This window comes from Rothia sp. ND6WE1A (genome assembly GCF_001683935.1).
Classification (GTDB): domain Bacteria; phylum Actinomycetota; class Actinomycetes; order Actinomycetales; family Micrococcaceae; genus Rothia; species Rothia amarae.
The window spans coordinates 42,403-59,770 of record NZ_LXTU01000002.1; the positions used below are offsets into that span (position 1 = coordinate 42,403).

Consider the following 17,368-nt stretch of genomic DNA (forward strand, 5'->3'; position numbering starts at 1 on the left):
AGGTGGCTAAAAAACAGCATCAGGGGCCGTCCGGGCTGATTGTCGTTGATAAGCCTGCGGGCATGACGAGCCATGACGTGGTTTCGCGTGTGCGCAGGCTTGCCCAGACGCGCAAAGTGGGGCACGCCGGCACTCTTGATCCGATGGCGACTGGAGTGCTGATTTTGGGCATTGGTAAAGCAACTAAGCTACTCACGTGGATTGTGGGGGAATCAAAGACGTATACCGCTACTATCCGCTTAGGCATTTCAACCGTCACCGACGACGTCGAGGGCGAAATTATTGAGTTCGCTGAACCCAAAGCGATTGCATCTATCGTTGAGGGGCAGATACGGGCAGAAGTGGAAAAGCTCACCGGCGATATCATGCAGGTCCCCGCGTCGGTTTCGGCTATCAAGGTAGACGGCGTTCGTTCTTACTCTCGCGTTCGTGAGGGGCAAGAGGTACAACTGGACGCACGCCCGGTGACCATTAGCGAGTTCGCCGTACATTCTATTGACCGGACCTCAATTACTACGGTGGACGTTGAAGGTGCTTCGGTTGATGCTCAGGTGATTGACCTGGATGTCACGGTTTCCTGTTCTTCTGGCACCTATATCCGCTCCCTTGCCCGAGATTTAGGGAATGCCTTGGGGGTAGGCGGACATTTGACCTCCTTGCGCCGTACTCGCATTGGCGAAATCCAAGTAGCCGAGGCTCATACGTTGGATGCTCTGGCAGAGCTGGGGAAACAGGAACAGCCTCTGCCGTTGTTTCCTTTAGAAGACGCCGCAGCCCATCTGTTTGGCGTCAGAGAGTTGAGTGCTCAAGATGCCACGGATATTTCTTTCGGACGCCGCATTGAGCCTTCTACTTCTGCACACCAGCGGGCGACGAACGGGGGAGCGACAGATGGCATTACAGCCGCTTATGCTCCCAACCAGACTCTCGTCGGGCTTATAGAAAATAAGACCTTCCGCGGACAACCCGTTGCCGCACCGTTACTGGTTTTTGAAGCAAGCCATACGTTTGAGGAGAACCCCGCATGATCGCCGGTTACGATATCTGGTTCTGGATTACCTGTCTGCTGGGAACCGTTGCTTTTCTGATTTGTCTGGTTCAATTTTTACGAGGTAAAGCGCCGGACGACTGGTCCCAGGGCTCCGCCATCGTACTGCAGGGCTGGCTATTCATCTATTTTGTGGGCTCCATCATCATGCAGTTTATGACTGATGGACCCAGCGGCGACTGGCTAGAATATTACGGGTATTTGCTGACCGCAATGGTGATTCCTGCTGGTGCTTTTACCTGGTCGATGAGTGAGAGAACGCGCTGGGCTACTCTGGTTCTGGCTATCGTTGGGCCGGTGCTTATTGTGATGGTTCAGCGTATGAATATGCTCTGGTACTACTACTAAAATTTAGGAATCCTGATTTTCCCCTACCGTTACGAGACTAAGAATTACATGATGAACCAATCACCCACCGCCAAAAATAGTGGATTCGGCCGCCTGCTGATCGTTATTTACTGGATTTTTTCCCTGTCTGCAGGTGCTCGTGCGCTCTACCAGATTTTGCGTAAGTTCGATCAAGCCCCGCTGTCGATTTCGCTCTCACTGGTTTCTGCGATTATTTATCTAGTAGCGACAATCTTCTTGGCAAAGAAGGACGCGGTGTCCTGGAACATTGCAGTGGGTGCCTTGAGCATTGAACTATTGGGTGTGCTGGGAGTGGGCATCTTCTCTTATATGCGCCCCGATCTTTTCCCCCTTGCGTCGGTGTGGTCCCATTTCGGAGCCGGCTACGGGTACGTTCCGCTAGTTCTCCCGATCATTGGCCTGTGGTGGCTCTTCCATACTCGTCAGGCTTCAACCTCTCGCGCTGTGAGTAAATAGCATGAAGTTTGCTTCTGCTCGATTCGGCAGCGGCAGGTTTTGATGCGTAATATGGAACCGTTCAAGTAGGGAAGAGGAAGACGTGGATTTGTACCGCACTATCAGCTCGATTCCGGCTGATTTCGGGCCGTCTGTGGTTACTATTGGTAATTTTGACGGCATTCATACAGGTCATGCAGCCGTCCTGGGCACGGTGGTAAACCTTGCCCGCGAACAGGGGCTTACTCCCACAGCGGTTTCGTTTGACCCTCACCCTGCGGTGGTTCATCGCCCGAACGAGCCCCTGTATGAGATTATGGGTCAGCCCGAACGCCAGCAGTACCTGGCTGAACTAGGGATTGATGCCTATATCCTGTTGCATTACACCCTGGAATTTTCTCGGCAGTCGCCCGAAGAATTTGTGAAGAATACGTTTGTTGATGCGCTGCACGCTCGATACGTAGTAATTGGTGAAGATGTCCGATTTGGTCATAATAATGCCGGTGACCTTCAGACCATGCGCGAACTAGGTCAAACCTTTGGTTTTGAGGTTGTGACCATTGACGAGCTGATGGCAGACGAGACGCACCGTACTTCTTCTACACGTATCCGGCAGCTATTAGCTGAGGGAAAGGTGGAGGAAGCGCGTCAGCTTTTAGGACGCCCGCATCGGATGGTGGGTGAAATTGTCCACGGCGCCGCCCGCGGTCGAGAACTGGGTTTTCCCACAGCTAATCTTTCGCAGCAGTCCCGGGGATTTATCCCTGCCGACGGCGTCTACGCGGGATGGCTCATTGATGAGCACGGTAAGCGCCACCCGGTTGCTACTTCTATCGGTACTAATCCCACTTTTGAAGGAATTACCCAGCGCCAGGTTGAGGCTCACGTCATTAACCGCCCCGATGAACCCATCGAAAACTTTAATCTTTACGGGCAAGAAGTCACCGTAGAATTTTTGCATTATCTGCGTCCGACGGTGGCTTACACCGGTGCCGAAGCTTTGATTGAGCAAATAGCCCAGGATGTTTTAGATACCGAGGAAAAGCTGGCTGAAAATTAAACATAGAGGTTTAACCATCAGAGAGAAAATCTCCAGTCCGACACAGCGTGAGGCAAGCAATCCTTCTCGCCTGCTTCGCTAGCGCTCAGAAAGGCGATTCATGCCAGACCCAGCCAGCTCGCCTCACGCTGTGCCGGGACTGTTGGTGATACTTCGGATTAAGCATCGCCAACCCATGGGGTATCATTCGATACTAATATTTGTTATAGAACAAGAGTTACTTCATGGAACAAATGATTTACATTTCTGGCGGAGATGTTTTACTCAAAGATGCTCGACGTAAAAGCGAGCGGACAGTTTCACTAGAGCCCTTTGAAATCAGCGATACCCCAGTGAGCGTCGAACAGTTCAAACTGGGTTATTTGGAAAAGAATTTAGCTGATATCACACCAATTCCTGCAAGAAATATTCGTTGGCTGGATGCTGTCCAATGGTGCAATCAATCTTCAAAACAAGCCGGGCTTGAACCACCTTATCGAATTGAGGATACAGAAGTTATCTGGGATCCATTAGCGAACGGCTATCGCCTTCCCACAGAAGCTGAGTGGGTTTATGCAAGTCAAGCAGGTACTTTGGGTCCACGATATGGAAATCTTATGGATATTGCATGGACTGAAATCGATGAGGTTAATGAACCGCAACCAATGGGGTTAAAGAACCCTAATGCGTATGGGCTATATGACACCCTCGGTAATGTTTGGGAATGGTGCTGGGATCGTCTAGATACTGCTCGATATGGTAACTACCGTCTTTTGAAAGGCGGAGGCTGGGTTGATCCTGAGTGGTCCGTACGAGTAGGCGTTCGCCGTGGAGATGCTCCTGATGCAATATTGGAGGATGTTGGGTTCAGAGTTGCGCGTGGGGTTGTACTAAATTCAGATAGCTACCAAGGGTGGTCAGAATTTGTTGACCGTGAGCCTGCATCAACGAGGCAAGCCCTCCCAGTAGATTGGACTCCTCTGAGATTCTAGGATGCTTACATTCAGAAGAGTGAGAAAAAGACGGACCCTCGAAATCATTCGCTTTATTATGAAATTTTGGCGAGGTAAACCCTGAACGTTAATGCAAAGGACGGTTTGTACCACGCTTTTGGTGGTACAAACCGTCCTTTCTGATACAAACTCGGTGGAACGCTTACATTTCCTCGTGAGTCGCGGGGTCAAAATTGAACCCCGAGATACCCGCATGGAGCAGATTGATTTCCTTCATCTGTTCGTCGGACAATTCCCAGCTGAAGACCGCAAAGTTCTCTTCGAGTCTTTCCTCTTTGAGGGTGCGGGGGATGGGAAGAAGCTGGCTCTGCACATGCCACCGAAGAATAACCTGGGCAGGAGTCTTTTGTACTTCTTCTGCGATTTTGGCGATGACGCTATGGCCCAGCAAATCGGTGTGATTACCCAAAGGCGCCCAAGAAATAGTAAGAATCGCGTGGTCATCGTTGTACTGATGCAGCGACTCTTGCTGATAATAGGGGTTCAGCTCAATCTCGTTGGCCGCCGGGTACTCACCGGTTTCTTCGACCAGTTGATCGATATGTTCGGGCAAGAAATTGGAAACACCAATAGACTTGACCAAACCTTCGTCGCGCGCTGCCATCAAACCGCGCCAGGTATCAACGAATTTACCTTGGGACGGATTAGGCCAGTGAATGAGCACCATGTCCAGATAATCCAAACCCATGCGTTCAAGCGAACTACGAATCGATGCCTTAGCTTCTTCGTAACCGTGGTCGCGGCCTGGAATCTTAGAAATCACAAAGATTTCTTCCCGATCTACACCTGAACGAAGTACACCCTTACCCACGCCGCTTTCATTCTCGTAATTCTTGGCGGTGTCGATGAGGCGGTAACCTCGGCGAATCGCTTCAGATACAAGAAGTTCTGCGGACGTATCGTCCATTCCATAGGTACCTAAACCGATGGGCGGGATAGTCTTTCCATCACGCATTTTATGGTTTTGCATTAGTGCCCTCCTGTGGCAATAACGTGATCAATAACAGCAAGAGCTGCCTGGGCGGACACCGGCGCTACCAAATCAACTTCTAGGTGGAACACCTGATCCGCTGTGGGGCCGCAGAGATCCGAAATTGCTCGGACAGCAATGAAAGGTACATCTTCGTTGTAGCATACCTGCGCGATGGCGGTGGTTTCCATATCGGTGGAGATCGCACCGGGAAAAACCACCCGCGTATCAGCCACATTATGAGCGGTCACGAAGGAACCACCAGCGAGCATAGGACCACGATGAATGGTGCCGGTGAACTCGACCGGTGCTAATTCGCTCTGGGGGAGCGCACCCAGGGATTCAACCAAAGATGGTGCTGCGTCGAACTTTTCGGGCATGCCCGGCACCTGACCGCGCGCGTAGCCAAATGCGGTGGCGTCGGCGTCGGTGTAGGTAAATTCTGTGCCGATGACGAGGTCACCTACATTGGTGGAGGTATGTAATCCTCCGGCGGTACCAGCAGAGACAACTAGCGGCGTCGACGGTGCAAGGCGTAGCGCGGTAGTGATAGCCGTGGCAGCATTGACTAACCCGATGCGCGAGCGCACTAGCAGAACCTTTTGTTCGCGCTGGTCTGAGCGGACGACGCGCGGGAAGAACTCCGCGATGCCGTAGCTGAAAGAATCGCCGGCGGGCTCGGTGAGTTCAAAGAAGGGTGCTGCTTCTTCATCCATTGCCACCTGGACGATGACGGCGTCTTGAAAATCTTGTGGGAGAGAAGAAATGGGGTGGGCCACTATGCCATCACCGTTTCCCACTCGGAGCGGTGGTCGAGGAACTGGCTAACTGCCTCTTGCGCGTCCTTCAGCGAATGGTTGGCGCCCCAGCCGCACTGTACTTCGTTGGCTGCTGGAACCTCGGTTGCCTGAAGAATGTCTTTGAAGCTGGCTTCGAGGATGGGCAAGAAATCTTGTGGTTCTAGACCGAGGGTGAGCGCGTAGAAACCGGTCTGGCAGCCCATGGGGCCAAAGTCGATGAGCTTATCGGTGTGGTTGCGCATGAGTTCGGCGGTGAGGTGTTCGATGGAGTGGATTGCTTTCATCTCCAGGTGATCGGTGTTGGGCTGGGTAAAGCGCACATCGTATTTGATGAGGACATCACCTGCGGGCAGTTCTTTGCGATCTGCAATGCGCACATAGGGCGCGGCAACTTTAGTGTGATCCAAATTGAAGGATTCTACGTTCATTTTTTCCATGAGTTTTCCTCTTTCTTTCGAACTTGCGGAGGGTTTCTTTCTATTATCCCTTACCCACCGGAAGCCATCCAAACGTTTTGACTTATCAGGTGTGAGAAACTGTGGGGCGAGTCAGCAGTTTGTGGGCAAATCTTCAGAGTAGGTTATTAAAGTAGAAGAAATAACACCAATCAACGGAGGTTTCATCATGAACGTTCTTATTCCTACTGCCGCAAGTGCTGCCGGTTTGGTGGGCGGTTATAAAGTTGCTCGGACGACGGGCGTGCGTCCGCTGGGCGGGGTAGCTCTTGCCGCCGGTGGCGTAGCTGCATTTAAGGGGTGGCAGAAAAATGCCGGTACTGCGCGAGCTGCAGCTTTGACCGCTCTCTACCTGGGTAGCTTTGGCTACTCCCATGCTTTGCACAAAAAGATTGGTCCGTGGCCCGCTGTTCTTGCGGTCACCGGTGCAACCGCTGTGGGTTCTCTAGCGTTGGGGCGTGAGCGCTCCTAACCTTCCCCCCAGCTATACATAAGGGTGTTTCCAAAGATTTGGGAACACCCTTATCTGTGCAGGGCACCTTACAAAGAGAGAAAAATGAATACCCACTTAAGAATTTATATAAATTAGCTTCTACGTATAAAAATAAGTGGGTATTCTTGAACCACATACTTTGCTCATTATTATTTAGCTCAACAATCGAGGTATCTCCCGATGAACAACACGCAGGGGTCCCGCGCGTCCAACCAGCTCGCTGATAATCAATCTTCTCAGCTTCACCGCGGGTTGTCTCTGCGACATATCCTCTTCATCGCCCTGGGGTCAGCTATTGGCACCGGACTTTTTTACGGCTCGGCAAGTGCAATTTCTCTTGCTGGCCCTTCTGTTTTGCTTGCATATGTGATTGGTGGCGCTGCCGTGTTCATGGTGATGCGTGCTATGGGGGAGATGGCGCTGGCCCACCCCGTTGCCGGTGCCTTCTCCGAATATGCAACCCAGTACCTGGGGCGGTGGGCTGGTTTTGTGACCGGTTGGAGCTATGCCTTCGAAATGGCGTTGGTGGCAGTTGCTGACGTCACCGCGTTCTCCGTTTATATGAAGTTCTGGTTTCCCCACTCGCCCTCTTGGGTATGGATTGCTATTGTCCTACTGCTTATTCTTTCCATCAATCTCGTGCACGTGAAAGCCTTTGGCGAAAGTGAATTTTGGTTTACCCTCATCAAGGTTGCCGCAATTATTGCCATGATTGTGGGCGGTATTCTGCTGATGATTTTCGGCGTCAACGCTCATGCTGGGGAGCCCTCGTCCATCACCAACCTGTGGAATCACGGCGGGTTTTTCCCCAACGGTCTGGGTGGTTTTATCGCTTGCTTTACCGTGGTGATGTTTGCTTTTGGCGGTATTGAAACCATCGGTATTGCCGCTGGTGAAGCAGAAAATCCCAAGGTCTCGATCCCCAAAGCCGTGAACACCACCCCCGTGCGTATTTTGCTGTTTTACGTGCTGGCGTTAGCAGTTATCATGACGCTGATGCCCTGGAACTCAATTGACGGGGAGACCTCGCCTTTCGTTCAAATCTTCAGCTCTCTGGGCATTCCTGCAGCCGCTCACGTGCTGAACTTTGTGGTGCTCACCGCGGCTATTTCTGCCATCAACGCAGATGTCTACGGCGCCGGACGTATGCTTTATGGTTTGGCAACGCGCCGTCTGGCACCCAAATCCTTTGCCAAGACCGACCGTCGAGGAGCGCCCTTCATGACGGTGGTGTGCATGGGGCTGGTTCTGGTCATCGGCGTGGTTGTGAATTTCCTGTTTGAAGACGCTTTCCTTGTGATCGCCTCTTTGGCTACATTCGCCACCATCTTGGTGTGGGTAATGATTTTGGTATCCCACATTGCATTCAAACGACAGTTGGCGCGGGAGGGCGCAACGAGCGATTTCCCCACTCCCGGTTGGCCCTGGGCGTCTTATGTTGCTCTGGCGTTCATGTTGGCAATTGTGGTTCAGTTCGCTTTCTTTGAGGACACCCGACTTGCGCTGCTCGTGGGTGCGGCGTGGTGCGTTCTGCTGGCGATTATCTACAAATTTATGCCCCATGACGACGCCGCTGCCCCCAACGGTGCCGTCGCACGGCCCCTGAATAAATAGGGTAGAAAAGTAGCAAATAAGCGAAAAGAGGGGCAGTGGTGCGTAATGCATCACTGCCCCTCTTGTGCCGCTATTCTTTTCAGGACTTATCCCCATGCGCTAGAATAGACAATGTATGACTGTAGTCCGTGGTGGTCATGCGTCAGGCGAAAGAGAAATCTTCTCTTTCACCTTCCCGGTAACAAAAATGTTATTCGGGCCGACACGGCACTAACTCTAGGAGTTATTCAGTGGCACTGGATCCCGCAGTAAAGCAGGAAATTATCAAGGAATACGCAACTCACGAAGGTGACACCGGTTCACCCGAGGTGCAGATTGCAGTTTTGACTCGTCGTATCACCGACCTGACTGAACACCTCAAGTTCCACAAGCACGATCACCACACCCGCCGCGGTCTGATGATCCTTGTTGGTCGCCGTCGCAACATGCTCGGTTACCTCAAGAGCACCGACATCGAACGTTACCGTGCACTCATCGAGCGCCTCGGTATCCGCCGATAAATAGAGCTTGAGAGGGCGGTATCTGCACGAATTTCTTTGTCTTTCAAATAATTCGTAGATACCGCCCTCTTCTCTCACCTTAGTAAAATCGGTGATTTCTTTGAAAATCACCACCAATAATGGTTCTGGCGGCTGCGTATCAGCTCACGGTCCTCGGTTGCATTTAGCGCAGCACAAAAAGTTTGTTGCGATGGGTTCAACTGATGATCGATGGTGAACGTCAACCGCCCACGAACCATCAACACAGAAATGGAGGAACCTTGGAAGGTCCCGAAATTAAATTTGCAGAAGCAATCATTGACAATGGAAAGTTCGGTCAGCGCACCGTTCGTTTCGAAACAGGACGCCTCGCACAGCAGGCTGCAGGTTCAGCTCTCGTCACCATTGACGATGAAACCACCTTGCTCTCCGCTACCGCAGTGGGCAAGAATCCCCGTGAAGGCTTTGACTTCTTCCCCCTGACCGTCGACGTTGAAGAACGTATGTACGCAGCGGGTAAGATTCCTGGCTCTTTCTTCCGCCGTGAAGGTCGCCCCTCCACCGAAGCTGTTCTCGCTGCGCGTCTGATTGACCGCCCCTTGCGTCCTGCTTTCAAAAAGGGCATCCGCAACGAGGTTCAGGTTGTCGTCACCGTTCTCACCATTGAACCCGACGAAATCTACAACACCGTAGCAATTAACGCAGCATCTTGCTCCACCGCTCTTTCAGGCCTGCCCTTTGCCGGTCCTGTAGGCGGCGTTCGCATCGCACTGATTGACGGTCAGTGGGTCTGCTTCCCCAAGTTCTCCCAGCTTGCTGAGGCAACTTTCGATATGGCTGTTGCCGGACGCATCGTGACCAAGGCAGACGGCACTGAAGACGTTGCCATCATGATGGTCGAAGCTGAAGCTACCGATAACTCATGGAAGCTCATCAAGGAACAGGGCAAGCAGGCTCCCACCGAAGAAATCGTCTCTGAAGGTCTTGAAGCTGCTAAGCCATTCATCAAGGCACTGTGCGAAGCACAGCTTGCTCTCAAGGCTGAAGCCGGCAAAGAACCTATGGTTCTGCCTACGTTCGGCTCCCACGGCGACGACGTCGACGCCGCAGTGCGCGAATTTGCCAGCGAAAAGATTGCAGATGTTTACTCCATCGCGGGTAAGCAGGAACGTGAAGAAGCATCGGGGATGCTTCAGCAGGAAGTTCTTGCAGCTCTTGGTAGCGAAGGAAAAGAATTTGAAGGTCGCGAAGATGAAATCAACGCAGCTTTCAACGCTCTAACCAAGCACACCGTTCGCCAGCGCATCCTCACCGAGCAGGTTCGTATTGACGGTCGCGGTCTGACCGACATCCGCCAGCTCACCGCTGAAGTTGAGGTTCTGCCCCGCGTTCACGGTTCGGCTATCTTCGAGCGCGGCGAAACCCAGATTATGGGTGTTACCACTTTGAACATGCTCAAGCTGGAACAGCAGTTGGATTCGCTGTACCCCGTCAAGTCCAAGCGCTACATCCACCACTACAACTTCCCTCCCTACTCAGTAGGCGAGCCCGGTCGTGTTGGTTCACCTAAGCGCCGCGAAATCGGTCACGGTGCACTAGCTGAGCGTGCGTTGGTTCCCGTTCTTCCTTCACGCGAAGAATTCCCCTACGCCATCCGTCAGGTATCTGAGGCACTGGGCTCTAACGGCTCAACCTCCATGGGCTCGGTATGCGCGTCGACTCTTTCTATGCTCAATGCCGGTGTTCCTTTGCGTGCACCCGTTGCAGGTATCGCTATGGGGCTGGTCTCTGATGAAGTTGACGGCGAAACCCGTTACGCAGCTCTTACCGATATTCTCGGTGCAGAAGATGCTTTGGGAGATATGGACTTCAAGGTCGCAGGTACCTCTGAGTTCGTTACCGCAATCCAGCTTGATACTAAGCTCGACGGCATCCCCGCATCTGTTCTGGCAGCTGCACTGACTCAGGCACGTGAAGCTCGCCTTCACATTCTTGAGGTTCTTAACGCAGCAATTGACGCTCCCGATGAGATGAGCAACTTTGCTCCTCGCGTGATTTCAGTGAACGTTCCTGTTTCCAAGATTGGTGAGGTCATTGGTCCTAAGGGCAAGATGATTAACCAGATTCAGGAAGACACTGGAACCGATATCTCCATCGAAGATGACGGCACCGTTTACATCGGCGCGGTCGACGGTCCCTCCGCTGATGCAGCACGTGCAGCAATCAACGCTATTGCTAACCCTCAGGTTCCTGAGGTCGGCGAGCGTTACCTGGGTACCGTCGTCAAGACCACAACCTTCGGCGCATTCGTTTCCTTGACTCCTGGCAAGGACGGGCTACTTCACGTCACCGAGTTGCGTAAGCTCAATGACGGCAAGCGAGTCAACGACGTCGACGACGTCGTTTCGATCGGTCAGAAGGTTCAGGTTGAGATCACCAAGATTGATGATCGTGGCAAGCTCTCGCTATCACCTGTTGTAGCTGAATCTGAAGAATCAGAAGAAGACTCGGAAGCGTAATCGCTTTTAGCTGAGTAACCGGCGGCTCTTTCATACCTGAGGTGTGGGGGAGCCGCTGTGTTTTAACCGGTAGAATTGAGAGAAAAATTCGCTGATATCTGGAATGTACAAGGAAGTTTATGCCTATTATTTTGCCCACTGATCGCGCGAGCATTACCGAAGAACTTAACTATGAAGTGGGCCGTGTTATCGAACAGGGCGAAGGCGGAAACGAGGTTCGTCGTTCTATTTTGCCCGGCGGTATCCGCGTGATTACGGAGAAGATGCCGTCTCTACGAAGTGTGTCTATAGGCTTCTGGGTAGGGGTGGGTTCTCGGGATGAGCAACCGGGTATGCTCGGCTCAACTCACTTTTTAGAACACCTGTTATTCAAAGGTACTCACACCCGCTCAGCGTTAGATATTGCTCAGGCCTTTGACGAGGTAGGTGGAGAATCCAATGCTCTGACCGCTAAAGAACATACCTGCTACTACGCAAGGGTGTTGGGTGAAGACGTGGCGATGGCTGTGGATGTTCTTGCGGATATGGTCTCTGACGCCGTCCTGGATGCCGAACTGCTGGAGCAGGAACGCGGAGTGATTCTCGAAGAGCTGGCGATGGATCAAGATGATCCCACCGATGTTGCTTTTGAGAATTTTGTGGAGCAGCTGATGGGGGAGAATCCCCTGGGGCGCCCTATCGGCGGTACTCCTGAGGAGATTCGTTCGGTACCTCGTACCTCGGTGTGGGAGCATTACCGAAAGTTCTATACTCCTGATCGCTTAGTTATTTCCGCGGCAGGCGGGCTAGAACATGCAGAGATTGTTCGCCTGGTCTTGGACTCGCTGACCAAGCATGGCTGGTCTTTACCGGAAGGGGTTGCTCCTTCGCAGCGTCGTGTACGTCAGCGTGTGGATATTACTCCGGGAGCTCTCGAACGAGAGGTCAATAAAGGATTTGAGCAGACGAACATAGTGATGGGTTGCCCCTCTATCATTGCCGGGGACGAACGTAGATTCGCCATGTCCGTATTGAACTCTGCTTTGGGCGGAGGCATGTCTTCACGTTTGTTCCAGGAAATTCGTGAGAAGCGCGGACTTGCCTATTCAACATTCTCGTTCTCGGGCTCATATTCTGATGCCGGTTACTTTGGTATGTATGCCGGTTGCCTGCCCGCAAAGGTGGAGCAGGTTCAAGAGCTGTTGACCGAGGAGTTTGCCAAGGTAGCTTCGGAAGGGCTGACCGAGGAAGAACTGACTAAGGTAGTAGGTCAGCTGGGTGGCGCTACCATTATGGGTTCTGAAGATTCAGGTTCGCGTATGAGCCGCCTGGGTAGAGCGGAGCTTGATTCTGGTAAATACACCAGCTTGGACGAGCTACTTGAGCGCATTCGTGCGGTAACGCTCGATGAAGTACGTGAGCTTGCCGCCTGGCTATCGAGGCAGCAGATGGTCACGACCATCGTGCGCTAGACGGTCGTTGCCTTCTACCATGCCTTGGCTGTGGCAGCCGAGGGGGCGGGGGTAGGATCTGCCGATGGAGACTCAGACGTCTGTTTGAGGTCTTCTTCGCTGAGCTTTCCCTCGTCCTTGAGCTGTTTTTGGGCTTTTGCCACGGCGTCGGCAATAGTTTGCGCGTACACCTGCTGACCTTGCCCCTGCGGGTGGACACCGTCAGAGACTAGATAATCGCTGTGTCCGGCAGCAGCTTGTGCCCAGTCGGCTACCAGTACCGTATCCGGGTATTTCTGTGCTGCCTGGTGCATCAAATCATTAGAGCCGGCTACCCAGGTGAGATTGGACGGCGCCGCACCGGTGACCAAAACAATCTTGCGTTCTTGGTGCGGTGCCAGAGCCTGCACCAGCTCATCAATCTGGGACTGTGCCAACGTTGAATTGGTGGCGAGCGAAACAACCACTACCTGTCCTAGCTGATGGTTGGCAGCGTCTTCTTTAATCTGAGGAAGAACTGCGACTAAAGTGCGGCTGACTTCGCCGTCGATGCTCGCCTGAGGAAGTTTTGATTGGAGGGCATCTGCTGAGGCAACGGTAACTGAGTCGCCGATAATTCTGACAGAACCGGGCACCACGCCGTCCTTCGCTGAAGCGCTCGCCGAAGGCTGGGGCCGGGGAGCCACGGTGGTTTGGGCGTGATCTTCACCAGATGCCACCACCGCTTCCGCCTCGGTCATGGCGGGGGCATTCACTATCGCAAATCCGGTACCCACTGCACCCAAGAGAAATAGGGCCAGGGAGACGATGGGCAAAGCTTTAGCCGGTCCGACCAGTGCGCGACCGAAGGCGCGGAATGCCCCTCCAAAGCCAAGGCGACGAATAGGGTCTTCGACGAACATATAGGAAAGTCCCGCCACAATAAATGAGGCGAAGAGGACGACCCACGACGTCCAAAACCTATTCTCCGGACCAAAAACGTAGTGGGCGATAACCGCCAAAGGCCAATGCCAGAGATAGATCCCGTAGGAGCGTTGGCCAATCCAAACCAGAGGCGGTAGCGAAAGTACATTTCGCAAGAGAGATGCCACCGGTGCGCGAGAATCTGCCAGCAGAGCCTGGATAACTCCAACGGCAAGGACAGAAGCAAGAAGAAGATCCCACGGCATAAAAAATGCGTCGTGATCACCCCACCTGCGCGCCAGCGGAAAAATAGCAATCAGGCAGATCCATCCCACAAGACCCCGCAAAATGCCCCAGATGCCTTCCCCATAACCCACCACAGGGTAGAGGCGGCTATCGGCTGGCGGGTACATGCTCCAGGGAATGAGCAGTGCCAGGCTGACCCCGAGCATGATTCCAAAGAGATGGGTATCAGTTCCGTAGTAAATGCGGGATGCAGATGCTCCAACAGCGGTGAGCACCGCACTCAATACCACGGAAAGTAGTGCGAGAACTAGCGGAATGGCAAGGCGCTTTCTCCAACTAGCTACCCACATAAAAATAAAGACCAGGGCTATGGGCCAGAAAATATAGAACTGTTCCTCTACCGCTAAAGACCAAAAGTTGGTGAGCAGTTCGGGGGAAGTCTGAGCAAAATAATCATTGTCCGAGGCGATGTACAGCCAGTTGGACGAAAAGGTAAAAGCTCCTAGAACCTGTCTGCCCAAGCCAACCTGTATGTCCCCACCGATGATGAAAACTAATCCACCTACCACCGCAACCAGCACGATAATCGCAGGAATGAGGCGACGCAAACGGCGTACCCAAAACTGGACGATATTCATCTTGCCGGTTAAAGCACCTTCTTTGAGCAGCAGCGCAGTAATGAGATACCCAGAAATAACGAAGAAAATATCTACGCCCATCATGCCGCCGGGTAGCACCGTCGGCCACAAATGGTAAACCAACACCGAGCACACGGCGATAGCACGTAGTCCATCTAAACCGCGTAGTCGAAAAGAACGCTGGGCTTCTGCCGGATCAACATTGGAATAGAACACGTGATCTTCGAGCGCAGCGTTTTTGGTCCCGGCTATTTTGTTCACAGATACCTCGTCAACAATTTCAAAAAGGAATGCTGCCTGGGGGATATGGCAACTGTTTAAGTTTAGTACGCATTTGACTGCAAGATATTCGCGCTGTGCAAGGGAATCACATTATGACGAGTGAAGACGGTTTATCCGACGGCGTATCCCTGGAGACGATAGAGTGGAGCAGATATAAAATGTACACGGTAACGATTCACTCGATACCTGATAAAAGTGGGAGGCGCAGATGACTAAAATGTGGAAAGTTGCAGTTGCCGGATCTAATGGACGCATGGGATCAGAAGCCGTGAAAGCGGTTGAAAACGCAACAGATATGGAGCTGGTAGCGAATATCTCTAGCGCAGCGGAACTGAAGAAACTGGTGGAAACTGGCGCAGAGGTGCTCATCGATTTGACGGTTCCAGCTGCGACCGAACAGAATGTCCGCTTTGCCGTAGAAAATGGTATCCATGCGGTAGTGGGTACAACAGGTTGGGACGAACATAAGCTTCACAACCTGCGAACCCTGCTCACTCAGCATCCAGAGGTTGGAGTTCTTATTGCCCCCAACTTCGCTATCGGTGCGATTCTAGCCACCGAATTTGCGGCAAAAGCAGCCCAGTACTTCGAATCCGTAGAAGTCATCGAAATGCATCATCCGCAGAAAGTGGATGCGCCTTCAGGAACCGCAGCACACACGGCACAGAAAATTGCCGATGCCCGCGCTGCTGCCGGGGTAGCTCCTTCACCGGATGCCACCGAAACAGACGAGGGTGGCTCGCGCGGTGCCGACATCGACGGCGTCAAAGTACATGCGGTTCGCTTGCGTGGGCTGACCGCCAGCCAGGAAATCTTACTGGGAGATGAAGGTCAGCAACTTGTCATCCGCCACGATTCCTTTGACCGCAAATCTTTCATGCCCGGCGTCCTGCTGGGAGTGCGAGAAGTAGCGGCGCACCCCGGGCTCACTCACGGTCTTGACGGCTACCTCAATCTTCGCTAGATCTCACTTTTGATGAAGTCTTTGAAAATATTTGTTGCCTGCGCCGTTCTGGTCGGTTTATTGACCGTTCTGATATTGCCTCTGCCCACCGCCAGCAAAATGTTTGTCTTGGTGGCACTGGCATTTTCAGCGGTTTTTGTGTTCGTTGATTCGACGGGTAAAGGTAAGACTTTTGCTGCTATCACCATAGCGGCGTTGGTTCTCTATCTCTTCGTAACCTTTCAACGAGGTGTGCTTCTGCTTCAAGAGGGCAGCCTCTTGGCAACGTTGTTGGGGATAGGGCTCCTGGTCCTTCCTCTGATAGGTGCCTGGGCAATGGTTCGGGAAATCATCTTCGGAACGCGCATCCAACGCATGGCCGATGAACTCATGGCGAACGGGGAACTGCCCGAAGACCGGCTACCCCGCACTGCTTCAGGAAAAATTGACCGAGCTGCAGCGGATCAAGAATTCGCAAAATTTAGTCAGACGGTAGAGCAGGACCCCATGAACTGGAAACACTGGTTTAACCTATCGACTCTCTACGGAGCCGCAGGGGACCGGAAGCGAGCCCGTCAAGCAATGCGCACCGCCATCGCACTCAAATCGGGCAAAACATCGGTTAATCTATCCATCTAGGCGCTGACCAGCCTCATTCTTTCGGTCTTCAACCTGAGGAAATGCTGAGTGAACCGCGCTTGAAGAGCCAAAACATCCCAAACACCGCGAAAAGAAGGTAATCTAGCACTATGCCTGAGACTACAACCCCACCCCAAGGAACATTCGCTGAGCCAATTTTTGGGCGGTTGCTGACCGCTATGGTTACTCCGTTCAAGGAGGACGGATCAGTTGATGAATCTCGCACCGCCGAACTAGCTCAATCGCTGGTGGACGACGGTCACGATGGTTTGGTTGTATGTGGCACCACTGGTGAGTACTCCACCATGACCGATGAGGAAAATGAAAAAGTTTTCCGCATCGTCAAAGAAGCGGTGGGTGAGCAGTGCAAGGTTGTTGCAGGCGTAGGCTCAAACGATACAGCGCATACTCTGCACCTAGCATCGTTGGCTGAAGGCATTGGGGTAGATGGTCTTTTGGTTGTCACCCCCTACTACAACAAACCTACTCAGGCAGGCGTAGCGGCTCACTTCACCACCGTGGCAAATGCAGTAAAAACGCCTGTGATGCTCTACGACATCCCCGGGCGTGCAGGTATCCCAATTCTTCCGGCTACTTTTGAAAAGCTAGCAACACATGAGAATATTGTTGCAGTTAAAGATGCCAAAGCTGACTTTGCTGCTGCGACCGAGGTCATGGCAGCAACTGATCTTCAGTACTATTCTGGAGACGATGGTTTAACCCTCCCCTGGATGGCGATGGGAGCAGTTGGGCTAGTGGGCGTGACCACCCACATTGCACCGGCGCTCTTCCGTCAACTGATTGATGCGGTAGTGGCACAGGACCTTTCTACCGCACAGAAACTTCACCTTGAGATCGCACCCATCGTTTCGGCAACGATGACTCGCGTTCCCGGTTGCGTAGCAGCCAAACAGATTCTTTCCTGGCAGGGCAAGCTGGATTCAGCCACCGTGCGCCTGCCTCATGTGGATCCCACTGATGAAGAAATCGCGCTCATGCGAGCAGATTTAGAGAAATCGTCGGTAGCTTCCACGCTTATTCGCTAGAGAACTA

Annotated in this window: 17 protein-coding genes; 13 read left to right on the plus strand and 4 right to left on the minus strand. The window is 52.7% G+C overall.

Annotated elements, in window-relative coordinates:
- Positions 1–2 precede the first annotated feature (2 nt).
- The 5 genes from truB (at position 3) to A7E48_RS00400 (ending at position 3,883) form a co-directional block, all read left to right on the plus strand.
- Positions 3–1,028, plus strand: coding sequence for a tRNA pseudouridine(55) synthase TruB (truB, locus tag A7E48_RS00380; protein WP_068167947.1), 1,026 nt, complete (start codon positions 3–5; stop codon positions 1,026–1,028).
- On the plus strand, positions 1,025–1,396 hold the full coding sequence (locus A7E48_RS00385) for a hypothetical protein (protein WP_068167948.1): 372 nt from the start codon (positions 1,025–1,027) through the stop codon (positions 1,394–1,396). Before truB ends, A7E48_RS00385 begins: the two co-directional genes overlap by 4 nt.
- Before the next feature lie 48 nt (positions 1,397–1,444).
- Complete coding sequence (locus A7E48_RS00390; protein WP_068167949.1) at positions 1,445–1,873, plus strand: hypothetical protein; 429 nt, start codon at positions 1,445–1,447, stop codon at positions 1,871–1,873.
- 82 nt (positions 1,874–1,955) lie between these two features.
- Positions 1,956–2,912, plus strand: coding sequence for a bifunctional riboflavin kinase/FAD synthetase (locus tag A7E48_RS00395; protein WP_068167950.1), 957 nt, complete (start codon positions 1,956–1,958; stop codon positions 2,910–2,912).
- A gap of 224 nt (positions 2,913–3,136) precedes the next feature.
- Positions 3,137–3,883, plus strand: a complete 747-nt coding sequence (locus tag A7E48_RS00400; RefSeq protein ID WP_068167951.1) for an SUMF1/EgtB/PvdO family nonheme iron enzyme — start codon at positions 3,137–3,139, stop codon at positions 3,881–3,883.
- Between the two features lie 163 nt (positions 3,884–4,046).
- Here the strand turns inward: A7E48_RS00400 and A7E48_RS00405 are convergent, their stop codons facing one another.
- Genes A7E48_RS00405 through A7E48_RS00415 form a run of 3 tightly spaced genes read right to left on the minus strand, consistent with a single transcriptional unit; the run spans position 4,047 to position 6,111 of the window.
- Positions 4,047–4,874, minus strand: coding sequence for an aldo/keto reductase (locus A7E48_RS00405; protein WP_068167952.1), 828 nt, complete (start codon positions 4,872–4,874; stop codon positions 4,047–4,049).
- Positions 4,874–5,653 (minus strand): 5'-methylthioadenosine/S-adenosylhomocysteine nucleosidase, encoded by a 780-nt coding sequence (gene mtnN, locus A7E48_RS00410; protein WP_233125923.1) that lies wholly within the window; start codon positions 5,651–5,653, stop codon positions 4,874–4,876. The genes A7E48_RS00405 and mtnN overlap by 1 nt, the downstream gene beginning before the upstream one ends.
- A complete protein-coding gene (locus tag A7E48_RS00415) occupies positions 5,653–6,111 on the minus strand; it encodes an S-ribosylhomocysteine lyase (RefSeq protein WP_068167954.1) in 459 nt (152 codons plus the stop codon). Before A7E48_RS00415 ends, mtnN begins: the two co-directional genes overlap by 1 nt.
- A gap of 187 nt (positions 6,112–6,298) precedes the next feature.
- Here A7E48_RS00415 and A7E48_RS00420 point away from each other — a divergent pair, with 187 nt between their 5' ends.
- From A7E48_RS00420 to A7E48_RS00440, 5 genes are all read left to right on the plus strand, one after another.
- Positions 6,299–6,601, plus strand: coding sequence for a hypothetical protein (locus A7E48_RS00420; RefSeq protein WP_068167956.1), 303 nt, complete (start codon positions 6,299–6,301; stop codon positions 6,599–6,601).
- Positions 6,602–6,802: 201 nt separating this feature from the next.
- Complete coding sequence (locus A7E48_RS00425; RefSeq protein ID WP_068167959.1) at positions 6,803–8,236, plus strand: amino acid permease; 1,434 nt, start codon at positions 6,803–6,805, stop codon at positions 8,234–8,236.
- Between the two features lie 230 nt (positions 8,237–8,466).
- Entirely contained in the window at positions 8,467–8,736 is a 270-nt protein-coding gene (gene rpsO / locus A7E48_RS00430; RefSeq protein WP_068167963.1) for a 30S ribosomal protein S15, read from the plus strand.
- Between the two features lie 260 nt (positions 8,737–8,996).
- Positions 8,997–11,234 (plus strand): polyribonucleotide nucleotidyltransferase, encoded by a 2,238-nt coding sequence (locus A7E48_RS00435; RefSeq protein ID WP_068167965.1) that lies wholly within the window; start codon positions 8,997–8,999, stop codon positions 11,232–11,234.
- A 119-nt stretch (positions 11,235–11,353) separates the two neighbouring features.
- Entirely contained in the window at positions 11,354–12,685 is a 1,332-nt protein-coding gene (locus tag A7E48_RS00440) for a pitrilysin family protein (RefSeq protein WP_068167967.1), read from the plus strand.
- A 14-nt stretch (positions 12,686–12,699) separates the two neighbouring features.
- Here the strand turns inward: A7E48_RS00440 and A7E48_RS00445 are convergent, their stop codons facing one another.
- Complete coding sequence (locus tag A7E48_RS00445; protein ID WP_068167971.1) at positions 12,700–14,712, minus strand: acyltransferase family protein; 2,013 nt, start codon at positions 14,710–14,712, stop codon at positions 12,700–12,702.
- A 229-nt stretch (positions 14,713–14,941) separates the two neighbouring features.
- Between A7E48_RS00445 and dapB the strand changes: the two genes are divergently transcribed.
- The 3 genes from dapB to dapA all read left to right on the plus strand — a co-directional run bounded on the left by dapB (position 14,942) and on the right by dapA (position 17,361).
- Complete coding sequence (dapB, locus tag A7E48_RS00450) at positions 14,942–15,697, plus strand: 4-hydroxy-tetrahydrodipicolinate reductase (protein ID WP_068167973.1); 756 nt, start codon at positions 14,942–14,944, stop codon at positions 15,695–15,697.
- Between the two features lie 12 nt (positions 15,698–15,709).
- On the plus strand, positions 15,710–16,315 hold the full coding sequence (locus A7E48_RS00455) for a tetratricopeptide repeat protein (RefSeq protein WP_068167974.1): 606 nt from the start codon (positions 15,710–15,712) through the stop codon (positions 16,313–16,315).
- A gap of 110 nt (positions 16,316–16,425) precedes the next feature.
- A complete protein-coding gene (gene dapA / locus A7E48_RS00460; protein ID WP_068167977.1) occupies positions 16,426–17,361 on the plus strand; it encodes a 4-hydroxy-tetrahydrodipicolinate synthase in 936 nt (311 codons plus the stop codon).
- The last annotated feature ends 7 nt before the right edge of the window (positions 17,362–17,368 follow it).